The 15458-nt window shown below is 69.5% G+C and carries 12 protein-coding genes; 5 read left to right on the top strand and 7 right to left on the bottom strand.

Annotated features, from left to right (window positions below; all coding sequences use genetic code 11):
- Nucleotides 1-40 precede the first annotated feature (40 nt).
- A complete protein-coding gene (locus ASF76_RS06365; protein ID WP_055954653.1) occupies nt 41-1159 on the bottom strand; it encodes an alkaline phosphatase family protein in 1119 nt (372 codons plus the stop codon).
- A gap of 70 nt (nt 1160-1229) precedes the next feature.
- Between ASF76_RS06365 and ASF76_RS06360 the strand changes: the two genes are divergently transcribed.
- Nucleotides 1230-3695 carry a DNA gyrase/topoisomerase IV subunit A gene (locus ASF76_RS06360; protein ID WP_055954650.1) on the top strand — a complete coding sequence of 822 codons (2466 nt, stop codon included), beginning with the start codon at nt 1230-1232 and terminating at the stop codon, nt 3693-3695.
- 153 nt (nt 3696-3848) lie between these two features.
- Here the strand turns inward: ASF76_RS06360 and ASF76_RS06355 are convergent, their stop codons facing one another.
- Nucleotides 3849-5918, bottom strand: coding sequence for a DNA gyrase/topoisomerase IV subunit B (locus tag ASF76_RS06355; protein WP_055954647.1), 2070 nt, complete (start codon nt 5916-5918; stop codon nt 3849-3851).
- A 165-nt stretch (nt 5919-6083) separates the two neighbouring features.
- On the opposite strand from ASF76_RS06355, the gene ASF76_RS06350 reads away from it, so the two are divergent.
- Nucleotides 6084-6302, top strand: coding sequence for a DUF7455 domain-containing protein (locus ASF76_RS06350; RefSeq protein WP_055954644.1), 219 nt, complete (start codon nt 6084-6086; stop codon nt 6300-6302).
- Nucleotides 6303-6372: 70 nt separating this feature from the next.
- Here ASF76_RS06350 and ASF76_RS06345 read toward each other — a convergent pair whose 3' ends face one another.
- Nucleotides 6373-7404 (bottom strand): alanine racemase, encoded by a 1032-nt coding sequence (locus ASF76_RS06345; RefSeq protein ID WP_055954641.1) that lies wholly within the window; start codon nt 7402-7404, stop codon nt 6373-6375.
- Complete coding sequence (locus ASF76_RS06340) at nt 7401-8036, bottom strand: alanine racemase C-terminal domain-containing protein (RefSeq protein WP_055954637.1); 636 nt, start codon at nt 8034-8036, stop codon at nt 7401-7403. Before ASF76_RS06340 ends, ASF76_RS06345 begins: the two co-directional genes overlap by 4 nt.
- A 45-nt stretch (nt 8037-8081) precedes the next feature.
- On the opposite strand from ASF76_RS06340, the gene ASF76_RS06335 reads away from it, so the two are divergent.
- Nucleotides 8082-9104, top strand: coding sequence for a sugar-transfer associated ATP-grasp domain-containing protein (locus ASF76_RS06335; protein WP_055954634.1), 1023 nt, complete (start codon nt 8082-8084; stop codon nt 9102-9104).
- 200 nt (nt 9105-9304) lie between these two features.
- Here ASF76_RS06335 and ASF76_RS06330 read toward each other — a convergent pair whose 3' ends face one another.
- The 3 genes from ASF76_RS06330 to ASF76_RS06320 form a co-directional block, all read right to left on the bottom strand.
- Nucleotides 9305-10003, bottom strand: a complete 699-nt coding sequence (locus ASF76_RS06330; RefSeq protein WP_055954631.1) for a coenzyme F420-0:L-glutamate ligase — start codon at nt 10001-10003, stop codon at nt 9305-9307.
- Complete coding sequence (locus ASF76_RS06325; protein WP_055954628.1) at nt 10000-11328, bottom strand: RNA polymerase sigma factor; 1329 nt, start codon at nt 11326-11328, stop codon at nt 10000-10002. Before ASF76_RS06325 ends, ASF76_RS06330 begins: the two co-directional genes overlap by 4 nt.
- Before the next feature lie 277 nt (nt 11329-11605).
- The gene (locus tag ASF76_RS06320; protein ID WP_055954625.1) at nt 11606-12532 is read right to left on the bottom strand and encodes a proteasome assembly chaperone family protein; all 927 of its coding nucleotides are present in this window, start codon (nt 12530-12532) and stop codon (nt 11606-11608) included.
- 84 nt (nt 12533-12616) lie between these two features.
- On the opposite strand from ASF76_RS06320, the gene ASF76_RS06315 reads away from it, so the two are divergent.
- Entirely contained in the window at nt 12617-14083 is a 1467-nt protein-coding gene (locus ASF76_RS06315; RefSeq protein ID WP_055954622.1) for a leucyl aminopeptidase, read from the top strand.
- Nucleotides 14080-15453, top strand: coding sequence for a dihydrolipoyl dehydrogenase (gene lpdA / locus ASF76_RS06310; RefSeq protein WP_055954618.1), 1374 nt, complete (start codon nt 14080-14082; stop codon nt 15451-15453). The genes ASF76_RS06315 and lpdA overlap by 4 nt, the downstream gene beginning before the upstream one ends.
- The last annotated feature ends 5 nt before the right edge of the window (nt 15454-15458 follow it).

Below are 15458 nucleotides of genomic sequence, written 5' to 3'. Positions count from 1 at the left end.
CGCATCCGACGGATGCCGGGATGTCCGGCATCCACGGGTCTCAGGCGAACGCGCCGAGGCGCAGGAGCGGGACCGCGCGCTCCTCGTCCGTGAGCGAGCCGTGCTGACCCACCATCCGCTGCGGGCGCTTGTCGGGCTCGCGATCGTCGTAGTAAGCGAACCGCCCGCGGGCGGCGACCAGCACATCGCCGATACGGGGACGTACTTCGTCGTCGACCGCGCCGAAGAGACCGGCGGGTATCGCCTCGTCACGCGTCATGACCCAGGCGCGACCGGCCTCGCCCTCTTTCCACGCCGCGGCGACGGCATCCGCGCTTCCGTCCTCGGCGTAGAGGTGGAGCATGCGCGGCTCTCCGCCGACGAGGGCGACGCCGTCGAGCAAAGGATCGCCTTCGCGCAGCAGAACGTGCTTGTGCGCCGGCACGTCGACCATGCCGTGATCGGCGGTGACGACCACGCCGGTGCGCGGATCGATGGCCTCGGCGAGTCGGCGGGCGCCGCTGTCGATGCGTTCGAGGGCGTCGGTCCAGCGGTCGGACTCCCAGCCGTCGCGGTGCCCGGCGGTGTCGAGCTCGGGGGCATACAAGTAGGTGAGGGAGCCCGGATGCCGAGCGGCCAGGTCGGCCGCAATCGTTACTCGCTCGTCGAGGTCGTCGGAGGGGAAGAAAGCCGCCCCCCGCAGCGTCGCCTCGGTGAAGCCGGTCCCGGTGTACATCGGCTTGGACACGACGAACGCCCGGCCGGGGAGCGCGGCGAAGATCGGCTCTCGGCGCTGCCAGGAGTGCGGATCCAGCCCGTCGGTCTCCCATCCGTGCAGCTGGTTGGAGGCGATCAACGTGCCCGGGATCCGTGTGCGATAGCCGACGATGCCATGCACGCCGGGATCGACCCCCGTCAGCAGACTGGTGAGTGCGGCGGCCGTGGTCGAGGGGAAGACCGTCCGTGCGACGTCGCGACGACCACCGGCGGCGGCCAGGAACCGCGCATGACCGCGACGCGCGGCGAGGTTGTGCGCGCCGAGACCGTCGACGAGGAAGACGATCACGCTGCGCGCGGGGGCGAACCACTCGGACGACCCGTCCAGCGCCGCGACGGACTGCGTCAGGACACCGGTGAGGCTCCGAGAGCGCGGCGGGTCCGCCGGTAAGCTGAGTGACATCGGGGCAAGTCTTCCACACGGCTCCCGATTCCCGTCCGTTCCGGACGCCCGCCCGACCCGAGGCCCTCCTATGCCCGATTCCCGTTCCTCTTCCGCCGCGACGTCGCCCGTCGTCGAGCGCATCGAAGACGTCGATGTCTCGACCGAGATGCAGGGGTCCTTCCTCGAGTACGCCTACTCGGTCATCTACTCGCGCGCCCTCCCCGACGCCCGAGACGGTCTCAAGCCGGTGCAGCGCCGCATCCTCTACCAGATGGCCGAGATGGGGCTGCGGCCCGACCGCGGGCACGTCAAGAGCGCCCGCGTCGTCGGCGAGGTCATGGGAAAGCTGCACCCCCACGGCGACGCGCCGATCTACGACGCCCTCGTGCGCCTCGCGCAGCACTTCACGCTCCGCGTGCCGCTGGTCGACGGTCACGGCAACTTCGGCTCACTCGACGACGGCCCGGCGGCGTCGCGGTACACCGAGGCACGTCTCGCTCCCCCGGCCCTCGCCCTCACCGAGAACCTCGACGAAGACGTCGTCGACTTCATTCCGAACTACGACGGCCAGTTCCAACAGCCCGAGGTCTTGCCGGCGGCCTTCCCCAATCTCCTCGTGAACGGCGCGACGGGCATCGCGGTCGGCATGGCCACCAACATGGCCCCGCACAACCTCGTCGAGGTCGTTTCGGCGGCGACGCACCTGCTCCAGCACCCGGATGCGACGGTGGAAGAGCTCATGGAGTTCGTCCCCGGCCCCGACCTGCCCACGGGCGGCATCATCGTCGGTCTCGACGGCATCAAGGATGCGTACACGAACGGTCGCGGCACCTTCCGTACGCGGGCGAAGGCATCGATCGAATCGCTCGGCCCGCGTCGTACCGGCATCGTCATCACGGAGCTGCCCTACCTCGTGGGTGCGGAGCGGGTGATCGAGAAGATCAAAGACGCGGTGCAGGCGAAGAAGCTGGCGGGGATCGCCGACGTCACTGATCTCTCCGATCGACATCACGGTCTGCGGCTGGTCATCGGCATCAAAACCGGGTTCGACCCCAAGGCCGTCCTCGAGCACCTCTACCGGCTGACGCCGCTCGAAGACTCCTTCGGTATCAACAACGTCGCCCTGGTCGACGGGCAGCCGCAGACCCTGGGGTTGCGCGACCTCCTGCGCGTGTACCTCGACCACCGCGTCCGCGTCGTCACCCGGCGCAGCGAGTACCGCCTGGCGCGCCGGCGCGAGCGGCTGCACCTCGTCGAGGGCCTGCTCATCGCGATCCTCGACATCGATGAGGTCATCCAGGTCATCCGCTCGTCCGATGACGGCGAGCAGGCCCGCGCCAAGCTGCAGGAGGTGTTCGACCTCTCGCATCCGCAGGCGGAGTACATCCTCGAATTGCGTCTGCGACGTCTGACGAAGTTCTCGCGCATCGAGCTCGAGGCCGAGCGCGACCAGTTGAACGCCGAGATCGCGCAGCTCGTCGAGCTGCTCGGCAGCGAGACGCTGCTGCGCCAGCAGGTGGCCCGAGAACTGGATGCCGCGGCCGAGGCGTACGGCACGCCGCGACGGACCCTGCTGCTCAACGGCGGACCCGTTCAACCCCGGTCGGCCAAGGCCGCCGCCGCCGCGGATCTGCAGATCGCCGACGCGCCCTGCCGCGTCTACCTGTCGGCCACCGGGCGCATGGTGCGGGCCGAGCTCGTCGCCGACGCGCCGGGCGGTGGCGTGGTCGCGCCCACCCGCCGGTCGAAGCACGATGCGATCCGCTCCTCCGTCGACACCACCACGCGCGGTGACATCGGTGCGGTCACCTCGGCGGGGCGCCTCGTGCGCTTCTCCCCCGTCGACCTGCCCTCGGTGCCGGCCAATTCGGTGCAGGTTGCCGCGGGCATGAAGGTCGAGCAGTATCTGGCGCTCGGCAAGGGCGAGACGGTCATCGGCCTCGTTCCCCTGACCGACGGACCCACCATCGCCCTCGGTACCGAGCAGGGTGTGGTCAAGCGGGTCGCTGCGAGCGAGCTGGGGACGAAGGACGAGATCGAGATCATCGCGTTGCGCGACGGAGACCGTGTCGTCGGAGCGGCCCCCGCAGGTGACAACGCAGAGCTGGTGTTCGTCGCCGACGATGCGCAGCTGCTGCGCTTCGATGCGTCGTCTGTGCGTCCGCAGGGGCGCTCGGCGGGAGGGATGGCCGGCATCCGCCTCTCTGACGGGGCGCGCGCCATCGCCTTCGCCGTCGTGGGTGCGTCGGCGTTCGACGCCGTCGTGGTCACCGTGGCCGGCTCGTCGGCCGCGCTTGCCGGAGCCGACGCCGGCAGCGCGAAGGTCTCGGCCTTCACGGAGTTCCCCGCGAAGGGGCGCGCCACCGGCGGCGTTCGTGCACAGCGGCTTCTGCGCGGCGAAGATGCCCTGGTGCTCGCCTGGGTCGGTATCGAACCGCGCGCGGTGGGTACGGATGGTTCGGTGCGGGCGTTGCCCGAGCCGGGCGCGAAGCGCGACGCCTCGGGCCAGCCCCTCGACGCCGCGGTGGGCGCGATCGGCACCGTCGTTCGCTGAGCCGGGCCGCTCGGCCGCACCAGCTTGCACGATGCGGGCCGCGCCCTGTGGGCGGCGGAGCGGTCGACGCTCAGGTCTACGCGTCGGTGGCGGGTGCCCCGCGGCGGTGGGCGCCGCGCGGCGGCGCGTCGGGGCGAGACTGCGCCGCCCGGATCAGACGTCGATGCTCTCGCGGGCCAACCGGTCGCTGGAATGCACGATGAACTCGCGGCGCGGCGCGACCTCGCTGCCCATCAACAGGTCGAACACCTGGGCTGCGCCCTCCATGTCCTTCACTCGGACGCGACGGAGCGTACGGCCGGCGCGGTCCATGGTGGTGGTCGCGAGCTGGTCGGCATCCATCTCGCCGAGGCCCTTGTAGCGCTGGATGGGCTCTTGCCAGCGCTTGTTCGACTTCTTGAGGCGCGCGAGCAGTGTGTGCAGCTCCTGCTCGCTATACGTGTAGATCGTCTCGTTGGGCTTGGAGCCCGGGTTGATCACGATGACGCGGTGCAGCGGCGGTACGGCCGCGAAGACCCGCCCGGCCTCCACCAGAGGGCGCATGTAGCGGAAGAACAACGTCAGCAGCAGGGTGCGGATGTGCGCACCGTCGACGTCGGCGTCGCTCATGAGGATGATCTTGCCGTAGCGGGCGGCACTGAGGTCGAAGGACCGACCCGACCCGGCCCCGATGACCTGGATGATCGAGGCGCACTCCGCATTCGACAGCATGTCGCTGATCGACGCTTTCTGCGTGTTGAGGATCTTGCCGCGGATGGGCAGCAGCGCCTGATATTCGCTGTTGCGTGCATCGCGCGCGGTGCCGAGGGCGGAGTTTCCCTCGACGATGAACAGTTCGGAGTTGTCGACGTCGTTCGAGCGGCAGTCGACGAGCTTCGACGGCAGCGACGACGACTCGAGCGCGTTCTTACGACGCTGCGTCTCTTTGTGCGTGCGGGCCGAGATGCGCGCCTTCATCTCGGACACGATCTTCTCGAGCAACTGCGCGGTCTGCGCCTTGTCGTCGCGCTTGGGTGAGGCGAATCGCTCCGCCAATTCTTTCTGGACGACGGAGGCCACGATCTGGCGTACCGCGGGGGTGCCCAGCACCTCTTTGGTCTGCCCCTCGAACTGCGGCTCGGGCAAGCGTACGGTCAACACCGCGGTGAGACCGGCGAGCAGGTCGTCTTTCTCGACCTTGTCGCCTCCCACCTTGAGCTTGCGGGCATTCTGCTCCACCTGCGTGCGCAGCACCTTCATCAGACCCAGCTCGAAGCCCTGCTGGTGGGTCCCGCCCTTGGGCGTGGCGATGATGTTGACGAAGGAGCGTGAGGTGGTGTCGTAGCCGGTCCCCCAGCGCACCGCGATGTCGACCTCGCACTCGCGCTGAACCTCGGTGGGAATCATCGACCCGCCGGGTTGCAGCACCGGAACGGTCTCGGTGAACGTTCCGGTGCCGTTCAGGCGCCAGGTGTCGGTGACCGCGGCATCGGGGGCGAGGAACTCCGCGAACTCCGAGATGCCCCCGTCGAAGCGGTAGCTCGTCTCGACCGGTTCTTCCGCGCGCTCGTCGAACACCACGAGCTCGAGCCCGGGCACGAGGAACGCCGTCTGGCGAACGCGCTGCACGAGTTCGTCGTGGCCGAAGGCTGCGTCCTTCGTGAAGATCTGCCGGTCGGCCCAGTACCGGATGCGCGTGCCCGTGACACCGCGCGGCGCCTTGCCCACGACCCGCAGCTCGCTGCTGCGCTCGAACGGCGTGAAGGGTGCGTCGGGGCCGTCTCCGGCGAAGAGCCCGGGCTCACCGCGATGGAACGACATCGCGTAGGTCTTGCCGCCGCGGTCGACCTCGACGTCGAGGCGTTCCGACAGGGCGTTGACGACCGACGCGCCGACACCGTGCAGACCACCGGATGCCGCGTACGAGCCGCCACCGAACTTTCCCCCGGCATGGAGCTTGGTGAAGACCACCTCGACACCGGTCAGACCGGTGCGCGGTTCGACGTCGACGGGGATGCCGCGCGCGCGGTCGCGCACCTCGACGCTGCCGTCGGCGTGCAGCACGATGTCGATGCGGGTGCCGTGCCCGGCGAGGGCTTCATCGACGGAGTTGTCGATGATCTCCCAGAGGCAGTGCATGAGACCGCGGGAGTCGGTGGAGCCGATGTACATTCCGGGGCGCTTGCGCACGGCTTCGAGGCCCTCGAGGACCTGCAGGTGGTGGGCGGAGTACTCGGACGTCACGATCTCCCAGCGTAATCGGGGCCACCGACATCGCCTGGCAGACACACAGCGAGGTGGGGTCGCCGTACGCGCACAGCGAAATGTGATCAAGGCGCGGCATAGGGGAAACATCCGCGTGGTTGTATATGGAGACTCGCCCACGACCACATGAGGAGGGCACCCGAGATGACCACCACGACCGCACCCGACGCGATTGTTCTCGACCACCGTCTGACGGCGGCGGATCGCTGCGACTCCTGCGGCGCGCAGGCATACATCGCCGCCGAGGTCAACGGCAGCGAATTGCTGTTCTGCGCGCACCACGGACGCAAGTACGAAGAGAAGCTGCGCAGCATCGCCACGTCGTGGCACGACGAGACCGCGCGCCTCTCGTCCGCCGACTGAGCCCTCACACCAGATCCGGCCCCGACCGCTTCCTCCGAAGCGGGCCGGGGCCTTTTCTGTGTCCTGACGTTCACGCCGTGTAGACGCGAGGGAGCGAGGGCGACACGCGCAACGCGATCTCCTCGCCGATGGTGTCGATGATCTCCGCGAGATCGGTCGCACTGTACAGCGCCCCTCGACCGAAGACGACGATCTCGTCGCCCGTTCGGGCATCGTCCCACGGCGCGACGACGGTCTCGGTCGCACCGATGTCCTCGACGCGGCGGGGGCCCGCAGGGGTGGCGACGTCGAAGTGCCCGGAGAGGGTGCTCGGCAGGCCGTGCAGACTGCCCACGTCGAGGTGCACGCCCGCCGGGTCGATGGCGTTCACGGTTGCGACCAGGGCGGCGACGGGTTCGATGCCCAGCTCGGTTTCGCCGGGGCCTCCGGCGGGCCGGATGCCGTACGAGAACGCCCCGACCCGCACGAGGTCTTCGCGGAACTCCCCGCGGGCGAAGCCGGCGGCGCTGGCGGCCAAATGGGAGAAGCGTGGGTGAAGGCCCGCGGCGCGCGCCGCGTCGCGCGCGGCCAGGAACAGCGCTCTGGCGTCGTCGTCGTCGGCATCCGAGGCTTCGGAGATGTGCGACCAGATCCCCTCGAAGACCGCTCGACCGTCGGCGACGAGAACGGAGGTCCGTGCGAGGGCGCTGTCCCACTGCTCGGGACGGATGCCGTTGCGGTGGAGGCCGGTGTCGATCTTGAGGTGCACGCGGGCCGGGCCCCCGGTGAGAGTGGCGAGGTCGTCGAGCAGCGCTTCGTCGCCGATGCCGAGGTCGAGGTCGGCGGCCACCCCGGCCGCGAGGTCGTCGAATCCGCCGATGAGCCAGACGAAGATGCGGGCTTCGGGGCCGACCGCCGCGCGCACCGCGCCTCCGGTGGCGACGTCGAAGGCGCCGAACCAGCGGACGCCCTCATCCCACGCCCGGCGCACGAGCGCATCGAGCCCGTGGGCGTACGCGTCGTCCTTGACGACCAGCATGTGCGCGGCAGGCGCCACGGCCGCGCGCACGCGGCGGAGGTTGCGTGCGAAGGCGTCGAGATCGACGCGGTAGACCGCGCTCACGCGGACACCCGGCGGTCGGACCGCGCGCCCACGGCGGCGACGATCTCGGCTGCGCTCCAGCCCGTGGCATCCATCCACTCCGCGAGGGAGGGGTGACCGGCGGCCGGATCGCCGAAGAAGACGACTTCGGTGCCGCGCGGGATCGGGGTGCCGCCGACGTCGACGACGCAGACGTCCATCGCCACGCGACCGACGATCGGGTGGCGACACCCCTCGATGGCCACGGTGGCCACGTTGCCGAGGGAGCGCACGACGCCCTGCGCGTATCCGCCCGTGACGAGCGCCACGTTCGTGTCGGCGGGCGCGCGGTGGGTGTAGCCGTACGAGACGCCCTCGCCCCGCAGCAGCGGCTTGGTGCCCAGGGCGCGCCCGCGCAGCGACAGGACGGGCGTGGTGGCGGAACCCGGGAGGCCGTACAGGACCGCGGCGTCGAGGGCCGCGGCATCCAGCCCGAGATCGGCGAGCACGGATGCCACCCATTCGGCGCCGTGGCCCCACCCGTCCGCTGTCAGCACGTCGTCGCGACCGCCCACGGCCCGCCCGGCGTTCCGGCGCAGCGCGGCCTCCGAAACGAGGGCTACCGGCGCCACTGTCCCGGCCCCGGGCGCGCGGGCAGGGAGCGTGGAGGTCACACATCTAGACTAACGGGGTCCGTCGTCCCCGACCCCGGAGCGTGCATGCCTACCCACGGCTTCTCCCCCGTCACCCGTCTGCGCTACCTCGCCGGACGTGCCCGCCGCATCGACGTGGGCTCGGTGATCGAACGGGCCAAAGAGGCCTCGGCGCAGCACGGCAAATCGCTGCCGCTCGTCGTCGGCGACATGCTCTTCCAGGCGGGCGTGAAGAACGTCGGGTTCCAGGACTACATCGACTACGACTTCGCGATCCTCACCCCGGCCGAGCGCGCGACGTACATGACGCACCCGGTGTCGAACCAGATTTCGCAGAAGTACGACCACCCCGACTTCCGCGGCATCTTCCAGGACAAGGTCGCCTTCGACCGGCGTTTCAGCGAGTTCCTCCGCCGCGAGTGGATGGTGGTCGATGCCCACAACGCCGACGAGCTGCGCGCCTTCGCCGAGCGTCTGGGCACCGTCGTCACGAAGGAGCCCGTCGGCCAGGCGGGAACCGGTGTGCACCGATACCACGCGGCCGAGGTCGCCGACTGGGACGCCTTCCACCGCGGTCTGCTCGAACGCGGCGAGATCCTCGTCGAGGAGGTCATCCGTCAGCACGACGACCTTGCCGCGGTCTGCCCCGGCACCGTGAACACCACGCGCGTCACCGCGTTCTTCGACGGAGAGACGACGCACATCCTCGCGATGGCCCAGAAGTTCGGCCGCGGCGCTGTCAGTGACCAGATGACGTTCGGCGGCTTCTACACGATGCTCGATGACGACGGTCGCGCGCTCGGGGCCGGGTACGACTCCCACGGGCACGTGCACGAGCTGCACCCCGATTCGGGTGTCCGCATCGCCGACTTCCAGCTTCCGCTGATCGAAGAGGTCAAGGCGTTCGTCGATCAGGTCGCGCGCGTCGTGCCGCAGGTGCAGTACGTCGGCTGGGACATCGTCGTCGGCCCCGACGGCCCCGTGCTCGTCGAGGGCAACTGGGGCGCCGGTGTCTACGAGAACAAGCCGAGCGTCACCGGTATCCGCACCGGTCACAAGCCGCGCTACCAGGCCGCTATCGGTTTCTGACACCGGATGCCGCGTAGGCCCGCTCCCGCGAGGGGCGGGCCTTCGCTCTATCCCGGTGGCTTCGACGGGCTGCGACATCCGGCGTCGACGGCCCCAGCGTCGAGGACCCCGAGCGTGTCGCGGGGGCCGGCTCCGAGTCGTGGCATCCGGATACGGCGAAGGCCCGCCCCGTGAACGGAGCGGGCCTTCGCAGGGTCGCGTCAGCCGTGGCGGACGATGCCCAGCGGCGTGGACTCGTGTCCCTGACCGAGCGGATTGTCTTTCAGGATGGCGACGAGGCGCTTCTCTCCCGCTTTGTCCATCGTCGAACCGAGGATGTTGCCGCCCAGGTCGTTGATGTCGACGACCGCCACCTGCAGGTCGCCGCCGAGCAGCGACTTCAGGCGCGCAGCGACCTCGCGCGGGCGGTCGGGCCCCAGCACCACGGCCTGGTTGTACGGCGGGATCGTGCCCGAGGTGGGGCCGTCGATCGCGCGGGCCTTATCGCCGGCGATGCGGTAGAAATCGCCCTTTCGCCCGAACGCCTTCGTCACGGCCGAGACGGCCGCAGCGAACAGGATGCGGGGCGTCCCGCATTCGCGCAACGCCATCTCCATCGTCTCGGGCATGCCGAGTCCGATGCCGTAGGGCGTGCGGGTGACGTACTTGGACAGGAACAGCGCGAGCTTTCTGGGCTGGATGCTGTCGAGCTTGTACGAGCGTCCCTGCGTGATCGCGACGATCTTCTCGGTGACGAACAGCAGGTCGCCCGGCTGCACGGCATCTTTCGCGTACTCGAGAATGAAGGCGTCGAGGTCGTCGCCCGGCATGACGACCCGGGTTCGGATCGGGATGCGGGCGTACGAGGTGCCCTCGACGGTGCGGGTGAGCGCCTTGCCGGCGTTGGCCTCGCCGCTCATTCGAGGTAGTCCCGGAGCGACTGCGAACGGCTGGGGTGACGCAGCTTCGCCATGGTCTTCGACTCGATCTGACGGATGCGCTCGCGCGTGACGCCGAACGTGTCGCCGATCTGGTCGAGGGTCTTGGGCTGACCGTCGCCGAGGCCGAAGCGCATGCGGATCACGCCCGCCTCACGCTCGCTGAGCGAATCGAGGAGCGACTCGAGCTGACGCTGCAGCATCGTGAACCCCACCGCGTCGGCGGGGACGACGGCCTCGGTGTCCTCGATGAGGTCACCGAACTCGCTGTCGCCGTCTTCGCCGAGGGGCGTGTGCAACGAGATCGGCTCGCGGCCGTACTTCTGCACCTCGATGACCTTCTCAGGGGTCATGTCGAGTTCGCGGCTGAGCTCTTCGGGCGTGGGTTCGCGACCGAGGTCTTGCAGCATCTGACGCTGAACGCGCGCGAGCTTGTTGATGACTTCGACCATGTGCACCGGGATGCGGATGGTGCGGGCCTGGTCGGCCATCGCGCGCGTGATCGCCTGGCGGATCCACCAGGTGGCGTAGGTCGAGAACTTGAAGCCCTTGGTGTAGTCGAACTTCTCGACTGCACGGATCAGGCCCAGGTTGCCCTCCTGGATGAGGTCGAGGAACTGCATGCCGCGACCGGTGTAGCGCTTTGCGAGCGAAACGACCAGGCGCAGGTTGGCACCCAGCAGGTGGCTCTTGGCGCGCTGACCGTCACGAGCGACCCACTGAAGGTCGAGACCGAGCTGGTTCGTCTTCTCGGCCGCCGACATGTTCGACAGCTTCTCTTCGGCGAACAGGCCCGCCTCGATACGCATCGCGAGTTCGACCTCTTCGGCCGCGTTCAGCAGCGGGACTTTACCGATCTGCTTCAGGTAGTCCTTCACCGGGTCGGCCGTTGCACCGGTGATCTGCGCCGAGTAGACGGGGACGTCGTCTTCGTCGCTGGAGGAGATGACGATCGCGCCCTGGGGCAGAACCTCGGCGGGTTTGGCCGGGGCATCGTCGTCGTCTTCGTCGTCGGCCTTCTTCGCGTCGGTCTTGACGGCGTCGTCGGAGTCTTCCGAGTCATCACTGTCGTCGGCCTCGAGCGCGACCTCGGCCTCTTCGTCGACCTCTTCGTCTTCGTCGAGGTCGTCGTCCTTCTTCGCCTTGGTCTTCGCCTTGGCCGGCGCGGCCTTGGCCTTGGCGGGGGCCTTCTTGGCGGGAGCCTTCTTCGCGGTCGTCGTCGTCGACGCCGTCACGGTCTCCTCGGAGTTCTCGAGCTCGGCGTCCTTCGCACTCCGGGAGCGGGTCTTGGTTGTCGTGCCTGCCACGTTTCGCCTTTCACCGGGAACGTACGTTGCACGGCCGCCGGTCGTTCTCGGACACTAGTAAGACCCTTGTCAAGTCCCGATCCGAGGAGCGGGGGCTCCTGGACCGGTTGACAATGGGTCAGGTTCTTTATTGTCTCACATCCTCGGACCAGGACTTGACGTGGACCGGGGATCTATGCGTAGACAACGCGGACGCGCCGACGAGCATTCCCGGATGCCGGGGACTCGGCGCTCTGAATAGGTTCGGCGTCGTCGGCGGGGAGCCGCCGTCGTCGGGTCAGCCGAGTTTGCCGCGGCGATCGTCGTCGCCGGGACGCGTCGCGAGGAAGCGCTCCAGCTCGGCGGCCAGCTCGTCGGCGCTGGGCAGATCGCCCGTGTGGATGATCGGCGTCGCCTGTGTCGAGCCCGCCATGTAGGCGTCGTAACGCTCTTCGAGGTTCTCGAGCATGCGCGTGAGTTCGTCGCTGGCCTCGACCTGCTCGGTGACCTTCGTGAGGAACTCACGATTCTCTTCGCGCAGCACCTCGCCCGAGAACTCCAGGCCCGTGGCGGCGGTGAGGCTGTCGAGGGCGGCCAGGGCGGCCGCCGGGTACTCGGTGTCGCCCAGGTAATGGGGAACGAGCAGGGCGAAGCCGACCACCTTGGCTCCGGCCTCGGCGAAGCGGAACTCCAGCAAGTGGCCCGCCGTCGACGGGACCTGCGTGTGGGGACGCCACACCGAGTGGGCTTCGGCGAGGTCGGGACGGGTTCCGCTGACCGTCGTGCCGATCGGGCGGGTGTGCGGCACGGGCATGGGGATCGCGTGCACCCACGTCACCGACGACACCTGGAGCCCGGCCGCCAACTCGAGCACGGACTCGGCGAAGGCCTCCCAGAGGAAGTCGGGCTCGTAGCCGGCGAGCAGAAGGAAGGGCTGCCCCGTCGAGTCGTGCGCGAGCGACAGCTCGAGACGCGCGGGGCGGTAGTCGGTGAGGTGGTCCTCGACGAAAGTGATGATCGGCCGGCGAGCGCGGTAGTCGAGCAGCAGGTCGTTGTCGAAGACGACCACGGGGTTGGGCTCGAGGTCGTTGCGGAAGTACTCGACCAACCGCGTCACGGCGCCACCGGCGTCGGTGAACCCGGTGAGCGAGATCACCAGCGGCAAGCCCGACGGCACGGGCGGTGCCGCGGGAGCGCGGTCGTACAGCGGTGCGGATACGGGCATACGTCCACTTTACGAGCGCTCCCCCCGGGCCGGCGGCGGTGCGTCCCGCTGCTAGCGAACACGCGCGAACCTAGGATGGACACCATGCCCTTCCCCTCTGTGGCGTACACCGACGCCCCCGTTCTCGAGTCCGACGCCGACGCGATCCTCCTGATCGTCCCGACTGTTTCGGAGGGGGCACCGGATCCCGACGGATGGGACGGCCTCGGCGGCGCACTGTCGGCCGTCGGTTTCACGGGCGCGACCGGCTCCTTCCAGCGGGTGCACGTGCCGGGCGTGAACACGCCGCTGGCGGTCGTGGGTGCGGGCACCGATCCGAGTGACTCGGCGCTGCGGGATGCCGCGGGTACGGGCGTTCGTCAGCTCACCGGGTTCTCGCACGTGGCGGTCCAGGCCCTCGTCGACGCCCCGTGGCGTCCGCTGGCCGAGGGCGCGGCCCTCGGCGGGTATCGCTTCGCCGACTACAAGAAGAAGTCCGCGAAGGTGCGCGCCGCGCGCGTCAGCGTCTTCGCGTCCGCGGCGCCGTCCGACGCCGACACCGTCGCCGTCGCCGCCGTCTCGGGCGCTGTGGCGCTGGTGAAAGATCTGGTGACGACCCCCGCCGAGTGGCTCGGACCCGCTGACTTCGCCGACGCCGCCGTCAAGGCCGTCGAGGGACTCCCCGTCGAGGTCGAGGTGCTCGACGAGGCGGCCCTCCGCGAGGGCGGGTATGGCGGCATCCTGGGTGTCGGGCAGGGGTCCGACCGTCCGCCCCGACTGGTGCGGTTGGACTACTCCCCCGCGGGTGCCCAGCGTCACGTCGCGCTGGTCGGCAAGGGGATCACGTTCGACACCGGCGGATTGTCGCTCAAGCCCGCGGCATCCATGGTCGGCATGAAATACGACATGTGCGGCGCCGCCACCGTGCTCGCGGTGCTGAAAGCCGCAGCCGAGATACGCCTGCCGGTCAGGGTCAGCGCGTGGCTGTGCATCGCCGACAACATGCCGTCCGGCCGGGCCATCCGTCCCGGAGACGTGCTGCGCACGCTCGACGGCACCACCGTGGAGGTCCTGAACACGGACGCGGAGGGGCGCCTCGTGCTGGCCGACGGTCTGGCCGCGGCCAGCCGTGAGAAGCCCGACCTCATCGTCGATGTGGCCACGCTGACCGGTGCCATCACGGTCGCCCTCGGAAACCGCCACGCCGGTGTCATGGGCGACGACGACGCCGTGGCGGAGTACCTCGCGGCGGCCGGCCGTGCCTCCGAGCCGGCGTGGCAGTTGCCCCTGCCCGACCACATGGTCGACGACCTCGACTCCCCCATCGCCGATCTGCAGAACGCCAAGATCGGCGACCCGGCGGGCGGCTCGCTTTTCGCCGGTCTCTTCCTGCGGCACTTCATCGGTCGGGTCTCCGAAGATCCGGACGCTGCCCGCATCCCCTGGGTGCATCTGGACATCGCCGGAGTCGGTATGAACAAGTCGGCGCCGTTCGGGTACACCGACAAGGGTGTGACCGGCGCGACGGTCCGTTCGCTCGTCGAGATGCTCTCCGCGGAGGCGGCACGATGACGGACCACACGGCAGACGTCGTCGTGCTGGGCGGCGGAAGTGGCGGATATGCTGCGGCGATCCGCCTCGCCGAGCTCGGAAAAGACGTCGTGCTCGTCGAGAAGGACAAACTCGGCGGCACGTGTCTGCACCGCGGGTGCATCCCGACCAAGGCTCTGCTGCACGCGGGCGAGGTGGCCGACGCCGCCCGGGGCGCCGCCGACATCGGCGTCGACGTCACCCTCGGCGGGATCGACCCCGTTCGCGTGCGTGCCTACCGCGAGGGCATCGTCGCCAAGAAGTTCAAGGGACTCGAGGGTCTCATCTCGGCGCGCGGCATCCGCGTCGTGTCCGGTGAGGGCACGCTCGAGACCGGCCCCGCCGTCCGCGTCGGCGACGACGTGTACCGGGGCACCGACGTCATCTTGGCGACCGGCTCGTACAGCCGGAGTCTGCCGGGCCTCGAGATCGGCGGCCGCGTCCTCACGAGCGAGCAGGCGCTGGACCTCGACGTCATCCCCGAGCGCGTCGTGGTGCTGGGCGGCGGGGTGATCGGCGTCGAGTTCGCCAGCGTGTGGCGCTCGTTCGGCGTCGAGGTCACGATCGTCGAGGCGCTGCCGCACCTGCTGCCCGCCGAGGACGTGTCGTCGAGCAAGGCGCTGGAGCGGGCGTTCCGCAAGCGCGGGATCTCGTTCCAGCTCGGTCGTCGCTTCGCCTCGCTCTCGCAGACCACGGATGCCGCGACCGTCACCCTCGACGACGGATCGGAGCTCGTGGCCGACTACGTCCTCGTCGCCGTCGGGCGTGGGCCCGTCACGGCGGGCCTCGGCTACGAGGAGGCGGGAGTCGTGCTCGACCGGGGCTTCGTGCAGACCGACGACCGTCTGCGCACGGCGTCCGCGCACGTGTGGGCCGTGGGCGACATCGTGCCCGGCCTGCAGCTCGCGCACCGCGGGTTCCAGCAGGGCATCTTCGTCGCCGAGGAGATCGCGGGCTTGACGCCCGTGCTCGTGCCCGACGTGCACGTTCCCCGCGTCGCCTATTCGCACCCGGAAGTGGCCTCCGTCGGGCTCACCGAGGCTCAGGCCCAGGATCGTTATGGATCCGAGGCCGTCAAGGCGTACGAGTACAACCTCGCCGGCAACGGCCGCAGCGAGATCATCGGCACCTCGGGAATCGTCAAGATCGTCCGGCGGGTCGACGGGCCCGTCATCGGGGCGCATCTCGTGGGCGATCGGGTGGGCGAACTCATCTCCGAGGCGCAACTCGCCGTCGGGTGGGAAGCGCACCCGGAAGACATCGCACCGTTCGTCCACGCTCACCCCACCCAGAGCGAAGCGCTGGGCGAGGCCTTCCTGGCCCTCGCCGGCAAGCCCCTGCACGCACTCTGACCACA

The organism is Microbacterium sp. Leaf151 (assembly GCF_001424225.1).
Classification (GTDB): domain Bacteria; phylum Actinomycetota; class Actinomycetes; order Actinomycetales; family Microbacteriaceae; genus Microbacterium.
Note: the sequence above shows the minus strand (reverse complement) of the source record. Positions and strands in the feature narration are given on the sequence as shown.

Bases quoted from the DNA above. Each gene is read 5' to 3' on its own strand.
- ASF76_RS06320 (WP_055954625.1), bottom strand. From the start codon at position 12,532: ATGCCCGTATCCGCACCGCTGTACGACCGCGCTCCCGCGGCACCGCCC.
- ASF76_RS06365 (WP_055954653.1), bottom strand. From the start codon at position 1,159: ATGTCACTCAGCTTACCGGCGGACCCGCCGCGCTCTCGGAGCCTCACC.
- lpdA (WP_055954618.1), top strand. From the start codon at position 14,080: ATGACGGACCACACGGCAGACGTCGTCGTGCTGGGCGGCGGAAGTGGC.
- ASF76_RS06335 (WP_055954634.1), top strand. From the start codon at position 8,082: ATGCCTACCCACGGCTTCTCCCCCGTCACCCGTCTGCGCTACCTCGCC.
- ASF76_RS06350 (WP_055954644.1), top strand. From the start codon at position 6,084: ATGACCACCACGACCGCACCCGACGCGATTGTTCTCGACCACCGTCTG.
- ASF76_RS06330 (WP_055954631.1), bottom strand. From the start codon at position 10,003: ATGAGCGGCGAGGCCAACGCCGGCAAGGCGCTCACCCGCACCGTCGAG.
- ASF76_RS06315 (WP_055954622.1), top strand. From the start codon at position 12,617: ATGCCCTTCCCCTCTGTGGCGTACACCGACGCCCCCGTTCTCGAGTCC.
- ASF76_RS06360 (WP_055954650.1), top strand. From the start codon at position 1,230: ATGCCCGATTCCCGTTCCTCTTCCGCCGCGACGTCGCCCGTCGTCGAG.